At 36.4% G+C, this 22029-nt stretch carries 21 protein-coding genes; 10 read left to right on the top strand and 11 right to left on the bottom strand.

Translation table 11 applies throughout. The features are described from left to right. Nucleotides 1-11: 11 nt before the first annotated feature. From ABC382_RS01960 to ABC382_RS01950, 3 genes are all read right to left on the bottom strand, one after another. Entirely contained in the window at nt 12-740 is a 729-nt protein-coding gene (locus ABC382_RS01960; protein ID WP_274793454.1) for a metal ABC transporter ATP-binding protein, read from the bottom strand. Nucleotides 741-750: 10 nt separating this feature from the next. Continuing rightward, entirely contained in the window at nt 751-1665 is a 915-nt protein-coding gene (locus ABC382_RS01955) for a metal ABC transporter solute-binding protein, Zn/Mn family (protein WP_274793455.1), read from the bottom strand. Nucleotides 1666-2157: 492 nt separating this feature from the next. Beyond that, nucleotides 2158-2766, bottom strand: coding sequence for a TetR family transcriptional regulator (locus tag ABC382_RS01950; protein WP_313470690.1), 609 nt, complete (start codon nt 2764-2766; stop codon nt 2158-2160). Between the two features lie 161 nt (nt 2767-2927). Here ABC382_RS01950 and ABC382_RS01945 point away from each other — a divergent pair, with 161 nt between their 5' ends. Further along, nucleotides 2928-3665 carry an SDR family NAD(P)-dependent oxidoreductase gene (locus ABC382_RS01945; RefSeq protein WP_322610612.1) on the top strand — a complete coding sequence of 246 codons (738 nt, stop codon included), beginning with the start codon at nt 2928-2930 and terminating at the stop codon, nt 3663-3665. 142 nt (nt 3666-3807) lie between these two features. Beyond that, entirely contained in the window at nt 3808-4836 is a 1029-nt protein-coding gene (locus ABC382_RS01940) for an S-layer homology domain-containing protein (RefSeq protein WP_322610611.1), read from the top strand. Nucleotides 4837-4870: 34 nt separating this feature from the next. Here ABC382_RS01940 and ABC382_RS01935 read toward each other — a convergent pair whose 3' ends face one another. Next, on the bottom strand, nt 4871-5758 hold the full coding sequence (locus ABC382_RS01935) for a LysR family transcriptional regulator (RefSeq protein WP_322610610.1): 888 nt from the start codon (nt 5756-5758) through the stop codon (nt 4871-4873). Nucleotides 5759-6008: 250 nt separating this feature from the next. Beyond that, a complete protein-coding gene (locus tag ABC382_RS01930; RefSeq protein WP_274793460.1) occupies nt 6009-6548 on the bottom strand; it encodes a flavodoxin family protein in 540 nt (179 codons plus the stop codon). Nucleotides 6549-6951: 403 nt separating this feature from the next. On the opposite strand from ABC382_RS01930, the gene ABC382_RS01925 reads away from it, so the two are divergent. From ABC382_RS01925 to ABC382_RS01915, 3 genes are all read left to right on the top strand, one after another. Then, the gene (locus tag ABC382_RS01925; RefSeq protein WP_412926542.1) at nt 6952-7965 is read left to right on the top strand and encodes a helix-turn-helix domain-containing protein; all 1014 of its coding nucleotides are present in this window, start codon (nt 6952-6954) and stop codon (nt 7963-7965) included. An 81-nt stretch (nt 7966-8046) separates the two neighbouring features. Beyond that, nucleotides 8047-8841, top strand: coding sequence for an SDR family NAD(P)-dependent oxidoreductase (locus ABC382_RS01920; protein ID WP_274793462.1), 795 nt, complete (start codon nt 8047-8049; stop codon nt 8839-8841). Between the two features lie 393 nt (nt 8842-9234). Then, nucleotides 9235-9579, top strand: coding sequence for a DUF3221 domain-containing protein (locus ABC382_RS01915; protein ID WP_322610609.1), 345 nt, complete (start codon nt 9235-9237; stop codon nt 9577-9579). 105 nt (nt 9580-9684) lie between these two features. On the opposite strand, the gene ABC382_RS01910 is transcribed toward ABC382_RS01915, so the two are convergent. From ABC382_RS01910 to ABC382_RS01900, 3 genes are all read right to left on the bottom strand, one after another. Continuing rightward, on the bottom strand, nt 9685-12918 hold the full coding sequence (locus tag ABC382_RS01910; RefSeq protein WP_322610608.1) for a collagenase: 3234 nt from the start codon (nt 12916-12918) through the stop codon (nt 9685-9687). 204 nt (nt 12919-13122) lie between these two features. Next, nucleotides 13123-13749 carry a nitroreductase family protein gene (locus ABC382_RS01905; protein ID WP_322610607.1) on the bottom strand — a complete coding sequence of 209 codons (627 nt, stop codon included), beginning with the start codon at nt 13747-13749 and terminating at the stop codon, nt 13123-13125. Between the two features lie 24 nt (nt 13750-13773). After that, entirely contained in the window at nt 13774-14178 is a 405-nt protein-coding gene (locus ABC382_RS01900) for an Ohr family peroxiredoxin (RefSeq protein WP_274793466.1), read from the bottom strand. A gap of 151 nt (nt 14179-14329) precedes the next feature. On the opposite strand from ABC382_RS01900, the gene ABC382_RS01895 reads away from it, so the two are divergent. After that, nucleotides 14330-14767, top strand: coding sequence for a MarR family winged helix-turn-helix transcriptional regulator (locus ABC382_RS01895; RefSeq protein WP_274793467.1), 438 nt, complete (start codon nt 14330-14332; stop codon nt 14765-14767). A 353-nt stretch (nt 14768-15120) separates the two neighbouring features. Here the strand turns inward: ABC382_RS01895 and ade are convergent, their stop codons facing one another. Together ade and ABC382_RS01885 are read right to left on the bottom strand one after the other, a co-directional pair. Beyond that, nucleotides 15121-16866, bottom strand: a complete 1746-nt coding sequence (gene ade / locus ABC382_RS01890) for an adenine deaminase (protein ID WP_322610606.1) — start codon at nt 16864-16866, stop codon at nt 15121-15123. A gap of 95 nt (nt 16867-16961) precedes the next feature. After that, nucleotides 16962-17384 carry a pyridoxamine 5'-phosphate oxidase family protein gene (locus ABC382_RS01885; RefSeq protein WP_322610605.1) on the bottom strand — a complete coding sequence of 141 codons (423 nt, stop codon included), beginning with the start codon at nt 17382-17384 and terminating at the stop codon, nt 16962-16964. Between the two features lie 164 nt (nt 17385-17548). On the opposite strand from ABC382_RS01885, the gene ABC382_RS01880 reads away from it, so the two are divergent. The 3 genes from ABC382_RS01880 (at nt 17549) to ABC382_RS01870 (ending at nt 19205) form a co-directional block, all read left to right on the top strand. Beyond that, complete coding sequence (locus tag ABC382_RS01880) at nt 17549-18175, top strand: YczE/YyaS/YitT family protein (protein ID WP_274793470.1); 627 nt, start codon at nt 17549-17551, stop codon at nt 18173-18175. Between the two features lie 111 nt (nt 18176-18286). Continuing rightward, nucleotides 18287-18610, top strand: a complete 324-nt coding sequence (locus ABC382_RS01875; RefSeq protein ID WP_412926541.1) for a PadR family transcriptional regulator — start codon at nt 18287-18289, stop codon at nt 18608-18610. Further along, nucleotides 18597-19205: a DUF2812 domain-containing protein gene (locus ABC382_RS01870; RefSeq protein WP_322610603.1), complete on the top strand. Its 609-nt coding sequence runs from the start codon at nt 18597-18599 to the stop codon at nt 19203-19205. The genes ABC382_RS01875 and ABC382_RS01870 overlap by 14 nt, the downstream gene beginning before the upstream one ends. 45 nt (nt 19206-19250) lie before the next feature. Here the strand turns inward: ABC382_RS01870 and ABC382_RS01865 are convergent, their stop codons facing one another. Continuing rightward, complete coding sequence (locus tag ABC382_RS01865) at nt 19251-19886, bottom strand: 50S ribosomal protein L25/general stress protein Ctc (protein WP_312506521.1); 636 nt, start codon at nt 19884-19886, stop codon at nt 19251-19253. A gap of 276 nt (nt 19887-20162) precedes the next feature. Between ABC382_RS01865 and ABC382_RS01860 the strand changes: the two genes are divergently transcribed. After that, on the top strand, nt 20163-21875 hold the full coding sequence (locus tag ABC382_RS01860; protein WP_274793473.1) for a methyl-accepting chemotaxis protein: 1713 nt from the start codon (nt 20163-20165) through the stop codon (nt 21873-21875). Nucleotides 21876-22029: the final 154 nt, after the last annotated feature.

The raw sequence follows: 22029 nt of genomic DNA, 5'->3' as shown, positions 1-22029 counted from the left end.
GTGCCCCCTCCTTATACATGCTGCATCATGAACAGTTTACCACCGTATGTTTTTTGTAATTGCTCTGGTGTAAATACATCTTCTGTTGCACCCGATGCTAAAATGGTTTTGTTTAATAAAATCGTATAATCAAAATATTCTTTGACGGTTTGAAGATCATGGTGCACAACAAAAATACTTTTCCCTTGTGCCTTTAACTCTTTCAAAATATCAATAATCGTTTTTTCTGTCGCAGCATCTACCCCTGCAAATGGCTCATCTAGGAAGTAAATATCGGCGTTTTGTGCAAGGGCTCTTGCAAGAAATACACGCTGTTGCTGACCTCCTGAAAGTTGCCCAATGGAACGCTCTGCAAAGTCTAGCATCCCAACACTAGCTAATGCTTGACGGGCAACCATTTTATCTTGCTTGGATGGTCTTTTAAATAAACCTGTATGACCATACCGTCCCATCAGCACCACATCCAATGCATTTGTTGGGAAATCCCAATCCACAGCATTGCGCTGTGGGACATAGCCAACAACTAAACTTTTTGGCTCAAACACTTTTCCTAAAATTTCAACCTTTCCTACTTTATTAGGCAGCTGATTTAAGATAGCCTTTAAAAATGTTGATTTGCCTGCACCGTTTGGGCCAATAATGGCAGCTAAATGTCCTTTAGGCACCGTCACACAGGCATTTTCTAATACTGTTTTTTTATCATATGCGACTGATAGATTTTCCACTGTTAATGCATACATCGTCATTCACCTACTTTAATGCATCGACGATTGTGTCGATGTTATGTTGATACATCCCGATATACGTACCTTCTGTTGTACCTTCAGCACCCATCGCATCCGAGAATAGTTCTCCACCGATTACAATGTCGTGCCCCTTTTCTTGAGCCCCTTCAATCACGGCTTTCATCGCTTTATCTGACACACTGGATTCTATAAAAATAGCCTTAATTTTATTTTCTACTAAAAAATCGACCATCTCCTGCACATCTTTGACACCATACTCTGAATCCGTACTAAGTCCTTGCAAGCCACGTACTTCAAACCCTTGACTTCTACCGAAATAGTTGAACGCATCATGTGCTGTTACTAATATCCTTTGCTCTTGTGGTAGTTCATTGACACGATTTTTTGCATAGCTTTGTAAATCCTCCAGTTTCTTTAAATAAACATCTTCATTTGTTTGAAAATCCTCTTTAAATTCAGGATATTCCTCCTGAAGTTGTACACTAATTGCTTTCACAACGCCCTTCCAAAGTTCAATATCAAACCAAATATGCGGATCATGCAACATGGCGTCATTATCACTTGCAAGGAGCAGCTTTTCATCTAATGTCTCTCCCACAGCCAAGACTGTTTTTTCTTTTGCCATTTGTTCAAAAATAGCAAGCATTTGTCCTTCTAGATGTAAGCCGTTGTAAAAAATGACTTCGGCTTTATCTAATTTTGATAAATCACTTTGAGTCGCCTTGTATAAATGAGGATCTACTCCTGGCCCCATTAATGCTGATACTTGTAAATGGTCACCACTAATCTCTTTAATAGCATCTGCAATTTGTCCAGTGGTTGCAACAACAATCCCCTCTTTTTCACCCTCCGCTTCACTTGAACAACCGAATAATAGCAGGGAGAGTGATAGGATGAATACACCTAACCATTGTTTCATTTTTGTACCTCTACTTTCTCTTATTTAGCGATTGCTTGAAAAAAGCGGGAATGAATATAATAGGCGGACAAGCATCGTTGCCGTTGCTATGTCCGCAATTTTCATAGCCTCCAATATTCAGAGCGTCACTCTTTCTCTGCAACCACATTGTTTATATGATTTTCCGAATAAGCTGGCGCCAACTCATCCAGAAAATGATTAATATCATGCCAGCTCCTACTGATTCCGTAAGTTTCCATAAAATTGTAAGAATCAATAAGACAACCATTGGAAGAATCGTCAGCTTGAAATCACCAATTTCTTTCATCCGAGCACTCTTCTTTCTTTAGAGATATTTTGTTTCCCTTAGGAAAAATATATGCTTAAATAAAAGAAAATTCAACTACTTTATTAAAATTTCTTGTAAAAAATTTTTTTCTTAAGGAAAAATTAATTTCGCCCATATAAAAAAATCCCTAATAAGATCATTAGAGATTTTTTTCAATACTTATTTTACGGTTCCATTTCTTGCGGTTTCCCAATAAATTCAAATGCATAAATATGTGTTTTGGTCAATTCAATAATATCTTTGATTAATGCATCCTCGGATTTCTCATAGCCACTGGCAATCCACTGCATCATCAATCCATAAAAGCCGTAAGAAGTATAATGCTTGAACATGTCCATATTAACAGGCTGATGATTAATCGTTTCAAATTTAAATTGCTCTTGATAAATTTTTGTAATGGTGAGCGGCATACGTGTATGCAATCCAGGAATTGTATCTTCGACGTTCAATAGCTCGAAAAATAACCGATGCTTGTAAATATAATGAATAATATTGAAAGATGGCGCTTTTAATTTTGTTGTATAAACCTTTTCTCCATACAGATACGGTTCACCTACAGCTACTTCAAGACCTTTCAGCATCAGTTCCAGTAAATTTGCTGCCAGCTCGAATTTATCTTGAAAATGCACATAAAAGGTACTACGGTTATAGCCTGCTCGTTCTACAATATCCTTCACTGTAATCGTTTGGAACCCTTGTATTTTTATTAGCTCGCTAAACGCCTCATAAAAATGGCGGCGCGTTCTTTCCTGTCTTTGTGTCCATTTTGGCACTATTTTTTCCTCCCTTTTAGACATATTGAGCAAATCTGTCTACTAGTTAGACACTTGCGACGACATTATTGATTGTTTCCGTTTTCAAGCGTTTTACAATAAAAGTACACCGTGATTTACGTAGTGTGCAAGAAAAATTATTCCTAAAGGGAGTGTCATATATGGGGAAATTACAAGATAAAGTCGCAATTATTACAGGTGGTGCTTCTGGTATTGGTGCCGCAACTGCTCAACTCTTTGTTGCAGAAGGTGCAAAGGTAGTACTTGTTGATTTAAATGAAGAAAAAGGCCAAGCATTTGCTGCTCAACTACAAGCAACGGGAGCAGAGGCTATCTTTATTAAAGCAAATGTAACTGATGAACTTGAAGTTGCTTCTATCTATCAAACAACAATCGAGATATTTGGCAAAGTCGATGTCCTTTTTAATAATGCGGGGATTGGTCGTGTTACACCAACAGAAGAGTTACCTTATGCGGAATGGCGCCAAACAGTGAATGTAGATTTAGATGGCGTATTTTTAATGGCGCAAGCTGCCATTAAAGAAATGCTAAAAGCAAACGGCGGTACAATCGTTAATACCGCTTCGATGTATGGATGGGTTGGATCAGCAGGATCAGCAGCCTATAATGCAGCAAAAGGTGGCGTCATTAATTTAACACGTTCATTAGCATTGGAATTTGCTACTCGTGGTATCCGTGTCAATGCGCTATGCCCTGGTTTTATTGATACACCTATTATCCCAGAAGAGAGCAAAGAGCCATTACGTCAAGTAACACCGATGCAACGTTTAGGTCAACCAGAGGAAATGGCAAAAGCTGTTTTATTTATGGCTTGTGACGATTCAACATTTATGACAGGTAACACATTAACAGTAGATGGTGGCTATACAGCCCAATAGATAACTTTAAATAATCGCTTCTTCAGCAGAAGATAGCGATTATTTTTTCTTATAAGGACTATTAATCTTAGAAAAATTTGCAGTTTTTATCCATTTCCTGCAAACTATTAACATAACGAGCAAGAAAGGATGAAGATGACAAATGAAAAAATTAATATGTACATTATTATTTTCCATTCTTATCGTAGGCAGTGCAGGCAATGTACAAGCTGCTAGTTTTAGAGATGTATCAGAGGATCATTATGCCTATGAAGCTATCTTATGGGCAGAGGAATATGATATTGTGAATGGTTTTACTGATGGGACGTTTAAACCAAATGCTACTATTACTGAACAGCAATTAGCCAAACTATTAGCTAATTTTTATGAGCTTGAATCCCCTATCGATGAATTAAAGAAACAAACTCCTTCGGCAAACTGGTCAGATGAATTTTATAACCAGCTCGCTAGCTATGGAGTTCCTTTAAATGGCTATTTCGACAACCGAATTCGAGCAGCTACAGTGAAGCGTGGTGTAGTGGCACAAGCCATTGCTCATTTAGCTAGTGGTAAGAAAGGCTTAGATCAATCCATTCAGTTTTTACTCGATTATTATATTTCATCAGGGCAAAATCCACAGTATGAAGACCGTAATTTACAGAAGTTTTATGGGGTGACGAACAATATGACACGTGCCCAAGTAGTCACAATGCTTTACCGCATGGATGAACGAAATTTTTATGAAATCTCCGCAGATGCACAAGCCATACATGATAATGCCAACAATGTATCATTAATGGCAAGAGCGAAAAATGCTCAAAGTCAGCTTGATAAATCTTTGCAACAGGCAACACCTGGTAAAAGTGCCTGGGAAGGTGTCTACACGTATTATTACAAATGGGGTAAGGGTGCCAATGATTTTAACCGCCGCGACGCTGTCATTTCCAACGCTACAAGTAACAGCTTCTCTATTGCTTTAACAGCGAATGATGGAACAGCTTCAGGTAATGTCAATGGAACTGCCACGATAACAAGTAGTACAAAAGCTTTGATGAATAAATCCTCAAATGGCAATCGCTGTGTTGTCGAATTAGAGCGTTTATCCAACAATGCCCTCAAAGTGTCTGAGGTTGATTGCCGGGCAGAGCGTAATGAAGGCACTAATTTCTCTGGAACATTAAAGAAACAATAGCTAGCAAAGGAGTCTGATACATTCAGGCTCTTTTTTAATCCCCAAGCGTTTGATACTTCTGCTTGGCAATAGCAATAAAATCAAGGAGACACGGTGGCAAATCCTTATCTTTATGCCAAGCAATATCTGTATAAATAGGAGCTAGCTTTAATGTGGACGGTATCTCTGTTACAAGTCCCATTGTCAGCTCTTTTTCTACGACCATTTTAGGTAAAAACGTCATCCCTAAGCCTGCGATTACACATTGTTTGATCGCTTCAATACTGGCAAATTCAATCATTTGTAATGGCCTAACCCCTTCTAGTTGAAGCAATGCTTCTAAATGATTTCGATAAGAGCACCCTGTTTCAGTTAACAGCATCGTTTCAAGTGCTAGCTGTTGAGCGGAAAGCGGCTCCCTTCTTTCAATAGGTGCACTGACGAAAATAAGCTGTTCTTCAATCAACCGCTGTCGCTGTAGCATTGATGTCTCCTGGTACGTATCTGTTATAAAGGCAACATCTAAATCCCCTACCTGTAATAGCTTTTTAGCAATGTCCGTTGTATGCACTGGCTTAAAAATGATTTTCACATGGGGGTGAACCTGTTGAAATTGCTGTAAAATGCTCGGCAAACGATAGACACATTGGCTTTCCTGTGCTCCCACCTTTAATAGGACTTGCTCCTGCTCGTTGGATATCGCTTTTTTCATTTCACGATCTAGCTCTAGCATTTTTTTGGCATATTGTTGAAGTCGCTTGCCCTCTTCCGTTAGGATAATACGCTTACCAAGACGCTCAAAAAGATTAACACCTAACTCTTGTTCTAATGTTTTTACTTGAGCTGTAATACTTGATTGAGCGTAGTCAAGAAGCTGGGCCGTCTTTGTAAAGCTTAATGTTTCAGCTGCTGTTAAAAACGTTTGAAGCTGCTTTAAATCCATTACTCGAACTCCTTTATCTTTTTTTTCGATAGTTTTTGCCAAAACATTCATCTTTTCCGATAATAAAACTAAGTGTACACTAGTTGGTAGATGGAAGAAAGAAGCTAGCCAATTGAAATTTCGGACGTTCATGCCTTTTCAAATAAAAGAAACGTATTTGGAACCACTATCGTCCAAATACGTTCTTTGTCATCTGCTCAAAAAAATAAATCAAACTATTAGTTATCTGCGTCTCTTTTAAACAAAGAAGCTATTGTAATTCTTTTCGAAGATGTTCTGCTGCAGATATTGCTTTTAGATCTTGAACGATATCGCCTGGTTTATTTCCTTCACCTAGAATATAGCCTGCAAAAGTTGTACCAACAAAGTCAAAGATATGTTGAAATTGCTGAATCATTGGTAAACCTTTGATAGACGGCTCATCCCCTCCAACTGCAATGACATATGCTTTTTTAGAAGACATCAATGCCTTAAAATCAGGATAATTCGGGTCTCTTAAAGATTGGGACCATCGATCAATAAAGTTCTTCATTATTCCTGTCATACTATACCAATAAATAGGGGTAGAAAAAATAAGAATATCATGCGGAAGTATTCGGTCAATGACGGCATTATAATCATCGTTGACATCAGAAAACCCCTCCTCTGCATGACGCTTATCGATTATTGGCTCAATGCTATAATCCTTTAAATAAATTTCTTCAACCATCAAGCCTTGTGTGACTAATTTTGTTAAAGTCTCTACATTCCCATCCGGACGATTTCCACCGTAAATAACTGCTATAGACATGTTTGTTATCCCCACTTCCTTGAAGTTTTTACTATTGTTCCCCTATGTCTATATCTTATTATGATCATACAAATCGATAAAGATGATTATTTCGATAAAATCAATCGAAAAAAGTGATTTTGTAAATTCCTTTCTTGGCTATTTGAAAAAAGAAAAATACTTCTAGCCTAGTAATCTAGATATGATAAAGTTAACGGAATTGCCAGGAGCTTACCTGCTCTATCAAGCTATCAATAAAAATAAAATTTATTTTCTAAAAATTTGGCGTACATAGCAAGTTTTTAGTCGCTATTTGCTAGTTACAAGTCGTGATGGAAACGATACTATATAAACTGTCCCGTACAAACACTAAAGACAATAATCACGTATAAACACTACATGCAAATGAATTAAGGAGGCTCAAATGTTGACGTTACAAAGCTCTAATCGTATAAAAATGCCGGTGGGATTTTGGGAAGGCATACGTCAATTAGGGATAGTCCCCCACGACGTAGTTCGAAAAGCACGACTACCACTCACGATCATGAATGAATCAGTAGTCTCCACAATCCAATATTTAGCGATTTGGCAGGCTTATTCTGATCTTATTGACGATACTGCCAAAGGAATGATCAAACTAGCCACTAGCTTTGATTCAAATCATTATCCGCCTACTGTCTTAGTAGACTACCATGCTCGTGATTATCGTGATGCTCTAAAAAGAATGGCACGGTACAAGCAACTGTGTCCTCCTGAAAGCTTACGTATCACTGAGGAAGGTGAGGATTGTACAATCGATCTAGAATGGTCGTATCCTGGGCAATCCGGTCCCCCTATGCTGGTTGGTATCACACTTGCATTTCTACTTGAGCTTGGACGCCGTGGGACAGGTCAACCTATAACAGCTAAGTTAGTTGAATTTACACATGCAATGGGCGATGTACAGACTCTTGAAGATTATTTCGGTTGTTGTATTCAGATTGGTGCAAAGCGTAACCGGTTGACGTTACATCGAGGAGATCTGGACCGTCACTTTACTTCATATAACTTGGAGTTGTTGGAAATTTTAACCCCTCTTTTGGATCAATCGTTAAATGAACACCAACATAACCGCTCCTTCACCGAGATGGTCAAATGGATGATGAAACGAAGCTTAGCAGGAGGACGCCCTGATATTCAGACAATCGCAAGCGAGTTAGGGATGAGTGATCGTACCTTGCAGCGTAGGCTTACTAATGAATGCACGAGCTTTAAACATTTGTTAGCACAAGTTCGACAGGATCAGGCCCGAGCGTATCTAGCTGATCCCTCGCTTGATATGAAAGATATCGCCTTCTTGATTGGTTATGAAGATCAGAACTCGTTCTACCGTGCCTTCCACCTTTGGGAAGGTGATACACCATCAAATTGGCGTGCTAAACATATAGAAACAAACTAGATCATTGGATCTTATAAAAATTTCGAACAAAAATAGGATTTTATTACTTTATAATCATACTAAATAAAGGGGCATTGGATTATGGATATGGGATTAAACAATAAAACTGCATTAGTTACTGGATCAACAAGAGGTATAGGTAAAGCAATTGCTATCGAACTAGCCAAAGAAGGTGTAAATGTACTCATTAATGGGCGAAATTATGAAGAGGTAGAACGCATTGTCAATGAAATTAAATCAGCTTATCCATCGACTTTCCCCAAAAATGCTACAGCTGATATTGCTAATCCTCAGCAAAGAGAAGCTTTATTCGAAAAATATCCAAGTATTGATATTTTAGTTAACAATATGGGTATGTATGAAATAATGCAATACGAAGACGTTGACGATGATACATGGGAAAATTACTTCCGTACTAATGTTCTTGCAGCAAATGGATTATCTAAATTTTACTTACCTAACATGTTGGAAAATAATTTTGGACGCATTATTTTTATTGCAAGTGAAGAAGCCATTATGCCCTCAGGACAAATGCCTCAATATTGCATGACAAAAACAATGCTCTTATCTTTGGCAAAAAGCCTATCTAAATTAACAAAAGGAAGAGAAGTTACAATCAATACAATCATGCCAGGTCCTACACTCTCTGAAAATGTGTATCAAATAATTGATAGTATGTTTCCTAATCAAGGTATGAGTTTTTCAGAGAAAGAGAAAGCATTTATGACGACAAACCTCCCCCAATCTGAAATACAAAGATTTATTAAACCATTTGAAATAGGGAGACTAACTACATTTGTATGTAGTCCTTATGCATCCGCATTTAAAGGATCTCCGATTCGTATGGATGGAGGCATGGTACCGACAATTTTTTAGCATCTTTCACATTTCCCTCAACTCTTTAAGGAGAAATAAAGAATACTGATAAATGTTTCTATAAATTTTGTTTACTCTTTTACTATAAAAAATAGTAGTACAAACCTCGGACTAGGTTTGTACTACTGATGTTAGTATGTTTTCTTTACATAATTATGTCATTTGATTTCATCACATTTTGCTTTCTTTAGTATAGTGAGTGTAGATATGGCTACAAATTTGAAAATTGAAAGCAATCGCTATGTCTATCCCTGCTTATTAAGGAAGTAGTACAAATAAAGTCTTTTTATTTAGTAAAATAGAAGCGAGCAACAATAAATTATATTTAATATAAAATAATTAAATAAGGTAGTGATTAGAATTAAGAACATAGTTTCGAAACCTATTATTAACATGGTCTTATTGTTACTTCTTCTTGTTATTTTATATTTCTTAGGTAATGTTAGCCAACTATTATCTAGTAAAGAATATAGCGAAAATGAAATTGGCTATATAGTTATTCAGAAAGGAACAGTCTATTTTATTCAAGGAAAGGACGTTCAACAATCAGATTTAGAGGGTTTCTCTAGTAAAAACTTCATGTATTCAAATCAATTTGAATCAGTTTCAATTTTAAATAACGAATTGAAACTTTCTATGAAGGATATTAAAAGTGGCGATAAAGTAAGAATTTGGTACTCTGAAAAGTTGGAGTCAAATCCTGCAAAAATCAAAGTTATTCGAATAGAAAAACTTTGACATAAAGTTTATAGCCAAAATATATTCTATTTTTCGTTTATTTTTTTATTTATTAGTATGTTAGTTAGCAACAGTCTAGAAGGAATGAATGCTTTCCATATATAATTATTGGATATGAACCGTATATGTCCCGTTTTCATTATTATATTTATAAATATATAAATAATACTTTCCTGGTACTGCATTAAATTTACCTTTTATATTATTTTCATCTTCCTGTCCAAATGATGCGAAATTTTGCATATCTGACTCATGGTGAAGCACCCATGTCATGCCAATTTGATTTTCATTTAGGACAGAAATATCTATCTCTTTTGGTGATGTCACATCAAATTGGTATACATCTGTATTATCATCATCCATTAAGCTCCCTTTTAGGGGCTTATTAAATGGAATGATTGTCGCTTCCTCCGGACGATTGTTTGGTTCTATCTCTGTTTCTGTTTGTGCTTCATTTTGGACATTAACTGTATATGTCCCATTTTCATTAGCAAATTTATAAATATATAAATAATACTTTCCAGGTTCAGCTTTAAGTTTACCATTTATACTATTTCCATCTTCCTGTCCAAAAGATACATAATTTTGCATATCAGACTCATGATAAAGCACCCACGTCATGCCAATTTGATTTTCATTTAAGACTGCAATATCTATTTCTTCTGAAGACGTTACGTCAAACTGATACACATCAGTATCATGATCAATCAAGCTACCTTTTAGGGGCTTATTAAATGGAATGATTGTCGCTTCTTCGGGATGATTATTCTCTGTTTCTGTTCCCTTCCTTACAGTGACAATTGTATAAGCTTTACTTTCTATTTCTTTATCATTTTTCACGGTTAATGTCACATTGTATGTTCCTTCTTTTTCGTATAGATGAGTAGGGTTTGCTTCATCACTTGTATCTCCATCGCCAAAATCCCAAAGATAGGAAACTATTTCTCCATCATTATCTTTTGAACCATCGCTTTTAAACTCAATTTTTTCATTTTTGATGCCAGTATAAGGGCCATTTATTTTAACAAACGGGCCTTGATTATCTCCTTCATCCGTCGCAACGCCGTGGAAAACAATATCATATTCAAACTGGTTTGCTGCATTCACACGGTAGTTCACAAAATATGCTGTCATTGTTTTAAAGCCGCTCCACTCTTTTTCCGACAATTGATCAAGTACTTGGTTCACTTGTTTACTCATCGTTTTCCAATCATGATATTCACCCTTTGTATTACCCCCTACAAACGTACCTTCAAGTGTAAATGTATTGAAAAAGTGCGACTGATGTTTTGTCATTTTAACATCTTTGATGTTAGCAATATCCACGATTTCTTGCTCTACTTCTTTTAAAGCTTTCGGTTGATGTTGTACTAAATAATCTTCTGATACTTGTGGTACCTCATATTTTTCTTGATTATCAATCAAATTCTGCATATAGGCTTGGTATTCTAAATTTAGCAGTGGATCTTTACTTAAAGTCTCACGATACGCATCATAATTTTTCACATCATTTGCACGAATTAAATCTTGAATCTTATCCAATGTATCAAATTGATGATGGTACATATAAGACTGGAGTGCGTATGAATAATTATAAAAATCCCATGATCCATATTTTGCAAACATTGTTTGTTCTGCTGTGTAGCGTTGTGATGGATCATCTGATAATCCACTAATAATACTCTTACGTGGAACAATATCATTTGTACGCGTTGATCCCGCAAAGAATTCTGCATTTCCTTCTTGGAACCATGTTAGTCGTTCATTTTGATACATATCTCCAATCCCGAATAAACCTGGAACCTCGTACCTAGCCTGTAAATAATGTGTAAATTCATGGCGGAACAACTCTTCTAAACTATAAATGCTTTGCTGTGCCGTACGTTCATAAGTAAAAAATGTTCCATTCTCTTCAATATAAATTCCACCATTATTGGTTTCATATCCATACAATTGACGGTTTAAAAGATATTCATCTGGGGAGTTATAAATTACAACTGTTAGTATCTCATCAGCATTTCCTGGTTCTAATGCTTTATCATTGCCAATTACACGATGATATTGTGCTTTTACTTCTTTTGCAGCCCAGTATAATCGTTGAACTTTGTCATCTGTTACTTGATCTCCTGTTTTAAATACAATTGATCCATCATCAAACGTATATGTTTTCGGTAGATACTGCTTCTTTCCTTCTTCACGTACTTTCTGCAAATCTACTGGATTTCCACCGTAATCCTTTCCATGGTAATTTGTAGCTATTTGCTCTACAGCTACAAAATAAGCATCACTTAAATATGGATACATATGCATTGCTTCTGTAACAATTTCTAAACCTTTATTAGGGTTACTGTGAAATACACCTAAACGCCCTGCATAATAAATACCATTAGTGATTAACCAACTATTGCTTTTTGTTACATTATGTAATAGTGCTATTTTATTAACCTCATTTATGAAGCTATCTATCTGTCCATACCACATTGTTGTATTAGCTTCTTTACGAGCATCATGCAAATACGACTGCAAATCAAAATCAATCCCATGCATTAAATCGTATATAGCTTGTCCTTTTGAATACTCGCCTTCATATGTAGAAAGATTGTCGTTATACTGTTTTAAAATGTTCGCAGCATATTGAATTGTGTCCGCGTCACTAGAAGCATTCCCTATAAGTTTCCCATAGGCAGATATTACTTTGTCTTGCTCAGCTGTACCAAGTTTAAAGTTTGGATTGTTAGCTATTTCTTTTAATGCTGGTAAACACTTATCATGGAAACTGCGATCATTTAAATAAGCTAGTTCGTTATTATAAAATCCAACATAAAAAGCCGAACGCAATAGTTCTACAAATGTTTCAATACCTTTTGAATCCTCTTTCGTAAAAGAACCCCCTCTTTTTCCCAATTCATTAATAATAACTTGCATGCGTTCTTCATTTTGATAAAAAACTTTTGTTTCCTCACTGTATTCGAATAAATCTGTAATTTGATACCACTGAATAGTGCCCAAGGTATTCATGAGCTCACTATCACTCATTCTATTAAGCTCTGCCATCGAATACTTTTCTTGCAAATACTGCGAGTTAGCACGTTCTAAAGTTTGACCCTGCTGTTGCGATAAACTTTCTATTTCAAGCCGTTTTTCAAATGATAATGTTGCATCAGTTTGTGTGGTATGTGCAATGTCATCTTTCGGCGTTTCTATACCAGCAGGTTTCATTTGTAATACATGATAAGGCGTTTTTTCTGCTGCTGATACTTCCGCTTGCAACCCTCCTAACGAAAGTGCCAATGTACTAATCCCAATTAACACTTGATTCATTTTAAAACTCTTATTCATAATATGCCCTCCTATAGTACTACATTGATTATCTAATAATATTTTCCTCATTTGGTACAATATTACCTATCTCAAAGTAACATATTATGTAAAAATATCAATATAAAATGGTTATATTTAGGAATGTTCCCTTGTATAATTTGAAAACTTTAGACACAATTACACTAAAAAAGCAATGTCCCTATTTGGGACATTGCTTTTCAATTATTTATTAAATCTGACGATGCGGTCTATTGGAAGACGAGAAGAACCATATGCTGGTGCTGCTGCTTCACCAATTGCTAATAATAATATAGGAATTTCATTTTCTGGTAATTCCATGTATTCAGCAAATTTCGCTTTATCAAATCCACCCATTGGAACGGTATCATATCCCATTTCCTTCGCTAATAACATAATTTGCATAGACACTAAGCCAGCATCAAAATGCACTATGTTTTCTAATGTGCTTGTCGGTGCTGCACCATACATCGCTAATGCATCTTTTGCCAGCCTATTCGCTATTTCCTCTGGCATATAGCCTAACTCTACATTTTTTGCATAGATTTCCTCAGCATTTAAATACATTTTAATATCACCAATAACCGCAATAATGGCAGAGGCTGTTTCTATCTGCTCTTGATTAAATGAAAAGAAATTAATATTTTTTTGAATTTCCTTATCATCAATAACGATAAATCGCCATGGCTGCATGTTGCTCGATGAAGGGGCAGAAGTAGCATCTTCTATTAGTTGCATAATCGTTTCTCGAGATATTTTCGCTGTTGGATTGTATTTACGTACCGATTTTCGTTCTTGCATAATTTGTTTTAATGGTGTAGTTTCTGACATGTCATTTCCCTCTTTTTCAAATAGTTAAATTGCTTTAATTGTGACATTGATATTTCCCATTGTTGCCTTTGAATAAGGACATACTGTATGTGTTAACTCCAATAATTCTTGTGCTTCTTCCAGTGCTAAGCCTTCAATATGACCTTCGATGTCCACAGCTAGAATATAATCAAATGAAGCTTGCTCCATTAATCGTACTGTCACTTTTATTGTGGATGAATTGTCAATTTTCTTTTGGCGTTTAATTAAAGCTAATGCGCTATTAAAGCAAGCACTATAACCAGCAGCGAATAATTGCTCTGGATTTGTAACATTATCTAATTTTGAGCCAGGTGGCGCAATTTTTAAAGATAGTGATTGATCCTCTGCATATGATGTGCCACTACGCCCACCAGTATTAATCATTGTAGTTGAGTATAATTCTTTCATAATCAAAACCCCTTATTTTAAATTGATCAATTAAATTGTACACAATCTAATTATTACAAATTGAATTGTACACAATTTAATTGTATTTGACAAGTAAGAACTTTATTTTTAATATTAGTGGTAGAAGAAGAACTTTTAAGAGGGGATTTTTATGCCTAATCATTTAGATAATCAATTGTGCTTTCTTTTGTATGCCACATCAAAAGAAATCATTCGTCAATATACATTATTATTAAAGCCATATGATCTAACCTATACAGGTTACATCACCTTATTAGCTTTAGAAGAAAACGAACAAATAACTGTAAAAGAATTGGGACAACGCTTATTTTTAGATTCAGGAACATTAACACCTTTACTAAAAAAATTAGAGGGAAAAGGCTATATTTGTCGTGAACGTTCCAAGGATGACGAACGACTAATGAAAATATTTTTAACGAAAGAAGGAAGTAACGTTCGTTGTCAGCTACCTGAAGTTTCACGTCAAGTAATGAAGCAATCCAATATCTCAGAGCAGCAATTTTTGCAACTAAAAAATGTGCTACAAGATATCGTTTACAATGACTCGTCGAGTAAAGATAATCATTAGGATACCTAAAAAGGTTCATTTGATTCACTCTTTTGAAAATAAGTGTGTAATCAAATGAACCTTTTTCAATGAGGTAAGGTGGATATTTTTCTATCTTAAATACTTTTTGTAAATGAAGTCATTATGAATTTCTTCAATATTTAACTCTGTTTCTCTACCGGAATACCAGAGACTCTAAAGATATAGTCTCTCTCGTGTTCTTTTGTCGCAAATTGCACGATGTAAACAGATTTTTCTCTTATAGAAGACTCGTTGTTTAACTACCTAAAATAAAGAGGAGTATCAAAACACATTTATCTAATAAAAAATAACAAACGACCTAATCGCTCGCTGCAATTAGGTCGTTTTCTCGTCTAAGCTTCTATAGAAATATGCTGGAAAGTTGTCACATCAAATAATCCTGTATCTGTTAGCTTTAATGCAGGAATGACTGGTAATGCAACAAATGAAAATGTCAGTAGAAAATGAAAATCTAATGTTGGGTTGAGGGTCTGCAGGGCACTGTGCAAGCTAGCTAGCTGTTCTTTAGCTTGCTGTGCTGGTACATCTGTCATTAAGCCACCAATTGTTAACGGCATTTCTGCTAATATCTTGCCATCCGCTACAATTACAAAGCCTCCTTGGATTTCCTGAATACGCGAAAGTGCCAGAACCATATCATCATCATTTGTACCGACGACAAGGGCGTTATGTGAATCATGTGCTACTGTAGTCGCTACTGCCCCTTTTTGTAAACCGAATCCCTTAACAATCCCTAAGCCTGTCGTATGCAAATGATGGTGACGTTCTATGACAGCTAATTTCAGTAGGTCTTGCTCTACAGAAGGTACAAAAACGCCCTCCTTGACAGGCACATCGATCACTAAATGATTGGTAATCAGCTGATTTGGCACAATTTCCATGACATTTGCCTTCGTTCCCTTTGTGAATGACAGCTGGAGCATATCCTTTGTAACAGTTGGTAAATGGACAGATTGATGGATATGAGCAGGAACAACTGGCTCTTGACGACTTGTCAACATTGCTCCATGTTCAGCCACTTTCCGACCATTTTTCCAAACTGCTTTGGCCTGCATACTCGTTAGATCCTCCACAAGCACAAAATCAGCCTTATAGCCTGGTGCAAGTACCCCGCGATCAAATAAACGATAGCACTCTGCTGTATTAACAGTTGCCAGCTGGATCGCTTGTAATGGTGACATCCCTTCTGCTATTGCCATAGCCACATCATAGTTGATGCTTCCTTCATCCATTAACTCGTCTACATATTTGTCATCCGTACAAAAACCAAAACGACGAGCATTGTGTGGTTGAACTGCTGGCAATAAATCACGTAAGTTTTTCGCCGCTGAGCCTTCACGAATAAGGACATACATGCCCTGCTCCACACGGTCGATGGCCTCCTGTGCAGTCACACATTCATGATCTGTCTGAATACCCGCAGCACGATAGCCTGTAATTTGTGTGCTCTGTAAGCCAGCACAATGACCATCTATAACGAGATTGGCTTGCTGTGTTAATACAATTTTCTGTAGCATGCCCTGTTCCCCATTTAACACGGCTGGAAAATCCATCACCTCTGCTAAGCCGCGAACTTGTTGATGTGTCAAGAACGCCTCTAAATCTTCTGCTGTTAGTGTTGCACCTGCATTTTCAAACTGGGTACCTGGCACACTAGATGGCAGCATCACAAAAATATCCATATCCGCCTTTTGGGCATCATCGAGCATAAATTGAATGCCCTCTGCCCCTGCGACATTGGCAATTTCATGTGGGTCTGTAATGACCGTTGTAATACCATGAGGAATGAGCACCCGACTAAACTCCCCTGGTGTTAACATAGAAGATTCAATATGTATATGACCATCAATTAATCCAGGAATGACATAGCTTCCTGCAGCATCCTCTTCTTCTTTTGCATGAAATGTATGATTACGATCAATTGCTACAATCATGCCATTTTTCACAACAATATCTGCTTTTTTCCACGTTAACGAAAAAACATCCGCAACTTGTGCATTTCTCAGGATAAAATCTGCCTCTACTTTTCCTTGTGATGATAAGATATTTTGCGTTAACTGCTGTAATTTTGTCGACATCGCCTATACTCCTTTTTCTTTTAAGAACTATCATGCCAAAAAAATGCCCGTGATTGCAACTATTTATCATGAAGTCAGTAAAAAACGACCATTGATTAATGGTCGTTTGAAAACTCTAGCTCTTTAGGGGGTTGCCCTTTTTTATTCATCAAACGCATACGAATAGGCTCAATTTTTAATGTCACCATTTCGTCCTGATTGCCAACAAAAATACTAGTAAAAATTTCTGCTAGTTTATTTTTTAAGCCTTCTTCCTGTACCTCCGTAAGCTTGCCCTCTATTTCAACATACGTATCCCCAAAGCCACCATTTTCATAGCCGTATAAAATATGGGTATATGGATTTTTACGAAGCTCTTCCATTTTCTCAGAATGCTTATTCGTCGCCGTATATAACACAAAGTCCTCATGCTGGAACGTCATGTAGCGGGAGTATGGTTTGCCATTTTCAACAGTAGCCATCGTTCCAATCTTTTCTCGATTCAATACTTCTAGAATTTCATCGCGTACAGATGTCATTTCATCCCATCCTTTCATCTACATCTTTATTTTGCCCTCTCATAAAAAAGCTAAACCGCCTTTTTTTGAAAAATGTGAAATGACAATCTTCGGGCATATCGAAAATCTATTGCTATAATAATTGGATGGACAACAGGAATTTACGGATGAATGAGGGTTAAAAAATGAAACAAGCTTTTTTTACGCGCTGTTTGTTTTTCATAACAGGCATTATCGTGCTATCTTTTGGCATCACACTAACAATTAAAGGGCAACTTTTTGGCGTCGGCTCTTGGGATGTCCTACATATTGGCTTAACAAAAACGTTGGGGTTAACAATCGGTACATGGTCCATTATTTTGGGACTTGCTATTTTAGCGTTTGATATGCTGATCACAAAAAAATTTCCATTACCAGGAACATTTATCGATATGTTTTTAGCCGGCATTTTTATTGATATTTTTAATTATTGGCTTCCTGATATCGATGGTTTTTGGATGCAACTTGTTTCTTACCTAACAGGATTAGTTTTACTAGGTTGGGGCTGTGGCATGTATATGGTGGCGAATTTAGGCATTGGGCCTCGTGATACCTTAATGCTGATGATGGTTCATAAACTTGGCTGGAGCGTCACTCGTTCTCGTACGACGATGGAAGTAACAGTCGCCATTATAGGCTTCCTTCTTGGCGGTCCGATTGGCATCGGTACAGTGTTTATGGCGTTTGGACTTGGACCCATCGTACAATTTGCCCTATCATATAACGAAAAATTATTTATGAGATGGACTGGCGTTAAGAGCGCTGTCATATAAGCTTACAAGACAATGCAAAAAGGCATTGTCTTTTTTTATACAGTTGCAATATACAGTTGAACTATATATAATCAGACTATATAGTTCGACTGTATATATTGAGGTGAAAATATGAAAAAACATAAATTATTACCTTTATCCGAAACGATGCATTATATTTTACTTGCCTTACGAGAACCGTTACATGGCTATGCAATGATGCAAAAAATCGAGGAAATGAGTGCTGGTAGTGTAAGAATTGCAGCTGGTACTATGTACGGCGCTATTGAAAATTTATTGAAGTATCATTGGATTGCGCAAGTTGAAACTCAGGATACAAGACGTAAGGTTTATCAAACAACAGAAGAGGGTCTAGACATATTAGCTGCAGAGCAACAAAGATTGCAGCGGATTTTATCTTTATATGAGGGAGCAGACAAACATGATAAAGTTTAAAGTCTTTTTTGATATTGAAAAGGAAGAGCGATGGTTAAATGAAATGTTAACCAAGGGTTGGGTATGCTCCAACATAAACTCTGCTGGTTTATATACATTTCAACAAACAAAAGATTTTGAACAAGTTATTCGAATCGATTGTCAGCAGGACCTTCGCGGAGAAAAGCAAGTTACCTATATGCAATTACATGAGGATTTTGGATGGCGCTTATTAAAAGTGAAATCATATGATGGCACCTATTATTGGGTAAAAAGTAAAGATGGCCATGATGATTTATTTTCAGATCATGATTCCCACATTGCGAAGTATAAACGGTTAATGAAACATGCAAGCAACTGGGCAATACTCTCATTTATTTTCTTAATGATTTTTGATGCTAATGATAGTTTCTCCTCCTTGTTCAGTATAAAAAATGCGTATTTTACGCCTGGTTTATGGGAAAAAGAAGGGTTTGCTTTCCTATTTGCATTTTTATTTGAAACACCCTTTGCTATCATGCGCTTTATCCCCCCATGGCTATTTTTAGCAACTTGTAGTATTTACATCACCCTGTATTATCGATATCGAAAATCGATACAGCAGTTTAGTCAATAAACGGCAAGGAGCCACTTACTTAGTGTAAGATGGCTCCTCTTTGCTCTATCCTCTTGGTTCATCCGTATTTTGCCCTGTTGCTTCAATCACTTCAGGTGTATCGTCGACTGTATCATCTTCCTGCACATTTTCAGCAGCTGGTGGTGTGATGGTCACCAGTGTATAGTCATCCTCATGTAAAATTTCAAAAGGAAACTGTTGGCGTATATCTCCCACATAAAGGGAAGTTCCAATCGCAACATTCGTGGCATCTATTTCAATAGTTTCTGGAATTTCAGTTGGCTTCACTTTAATGCGAACCTCACGATTAGGCTGAAGCAGGAAGCCTCCTTCTGCAACTCCTACAGCATCACCGATCACGGTTACTGGAATATCCACTTCTAGCTCCTGCGACATATTGATCGACTTGAAATCAACATGTTTCACATTACCTTTTAAGGCACACCGCTGCACTTCTGTTAGAACAGCATTGATGCGTTGTCCTTCCACATCGAGTTGAAATACACTTTTCGTACCATGAGCAGCTAATATTTTCGCAAAAGCTCTAGCATCTAACGTAATGGCTGTCGGCTCCATTTGAAAACCGTAAACTACACCAGGAATAGCCCCATTTAGTCGAAGCTCAGTTAAGGAAGAATGACGCCCTTTTTGACGTTTATTAGCAGTTAGAACCATATTCATCGAAGATTTCCCCTTTCATGGAAACTAGTCTCATAAAAGGTTTTGCCTTTTCCCTTATTTTTTATACCTTTGTCTATAACTAAAAACACCTCCTTGTCCTAATGATTTTTTGTAGTGTTTAAAATGAGACCTAACAAAACACAACATTTGGCATACTACTAAATGAAAAAAAGCTCCTAAGTAATACTTTTTCCTTAAAAAGGATTGAATAAATGCAACTATAGAACTATAATAGATTGAAACGTAGAAATAATTAAAAAGAAGGGGGTAACATCTATGAGTCAACACTGGAAAAATTCTAAAGTCAGAAAAGGAAGCTTAAAAAATCGTATTATCGGAATATCACTTTTGCTGTTTATTTCAATCATTAGCATTAGTTCCTATTTGAATATTAAAATAGTGGAAGAAAATGTTTCAGATGCCCTATTGGAAAAGAGTATTCAACAGGTCAATGAAATTGCCCGTCAAGCGGAGAATATTCTAGATTCGACCTCTAATCCTACAGTGGAATTGCAAAATTTTGTTGAAAACAAAGTAAAACAAAATGGAATAGCCTATGCAGTTATCATCGATAAAAACGTTACGGCAATAGCTCATAGTGATCAAGAGAAAATAGGTAAAAATTATGAAGATGACCCCTACTCTGTAGATGGAGCAAAAAACGGGAAAACGATGACGAGTAGATTTTATGCGGATATGCAGAAAAATTGGACGTTCGATATAATGGTACCGATTTATCTAGATAATACGCTTTACGGTTCTATGGATGTAGGTATTTTTGAGGGCGATATTACTGAGGCAACGAATGGAATTTTAATAAAAGAATTGATGACAGTTGGTATTGGTTGTATCATCATCATCGTCCTAATGATTATTATTTTAAATAAAATGTTCAAACCTTTGCTGTTAGCAGTTGATAAATGCCATGAAATGGGAAAAGGAGAATTTACTGAGTTAATCGATCCAAAGTATGTAAGAAGAAATGACGAAATAGGCAAACTTACATATGCATTAAACGAGATGCAGAATAATTTTGTTGATTTGCTTACTGAAATCAGTCTTACTTCGAATAAGGTTACTACATCATCAGAAGAACTTAAAGATGCTACAAGTATTTCTTTAGCGTCGTCAAAGGATTTATCATCTGCAGTTGAAGACATCGCTAAGGGTGCTGTGGAACAAGCAAAAGATACTGAATTTGGGACTGCAAATATTGGCGAGCTCGGAGAATTAATCGAAAATAATCAGAATTATTTACAACAGTTGACTCTATTTGTCGATGAAGTAAGCAATGCTAAAGATGAAAGCTTACTCATATTAGAAGAGCTTGTTGCTAAAACAGAAGAAAATAATATTGCAGCAAAAGAAATTTATGCTATCGTTCTCACGACTAACGAAAGTTCTGGGAAAATTCAAAATGCAAGCCAGATGATCAGAACAATTTCAGAACAAACGAATCTACTAGCCTTAAATGCGGCTATTGAAGCATCGAGGGCCGGCGAAGCAGGAAAAGGGTTTGCTGTTGTTGCGGACGAAATACGAAAGTTGGCTGAACAATCCAATCAATTTACTAAGGAAATTGCCACAGTTATAGGAGATTTAACAGAAAAAACTGGACATGCCGTTCAAACAATGCAAGAAATGAGCAACCTTGTCACTTCGCAAGCTAAAAGTGTTGCAACTACAAATGGCAAATTTGAAGATGTGGCAGTTTCTATTGAAAAAATACAAACGGTTATTGAGGATTTATATAAAATAGGCAATAATATGGATGACAAGAAAAATGGAGTAATAGATATTCTACAACACTTATCTGCCATATCTGAAGAAAATGCAGCTGGTACAGAAGAAGCTGCCGCCTATCTACAGAATCAAACAAACTCCCTTTATGAAATTGCCCATTCCAGTGAAGAATTAGATAAGTTAGCTAATAAAATGCAGGAAAATGTCTCAAAATTTACTATTCAAACAACTACATCTCGACAATAATAACTAAGTCCAATTTCTCTTTTAAAGAAAAATTGGACTTTTTCTAACTCAGTAAAAATGTCATTTATATGAAATGTGGTATAAAAAGAGTGCTGAATACAGATTTACACTTTGTGATTAGAGAGAAAAATACACGCATACGATTGTTTTTTTA

Source organism: Lysinibacillus phoenicis (assembly GCF_047238325.1).
Taxonomy (GTDB): Bacteria; Bacillota; Bacilli; order Bacillales_A; family Planococcaceae; genus Lysinibacillus; species Lysinibacillus irui.
The sequence above is the reverse complement of the archived record's forward strand: the minus strand, read 5'-3'. Positions and strand labels throughout refer to the sequence as shown.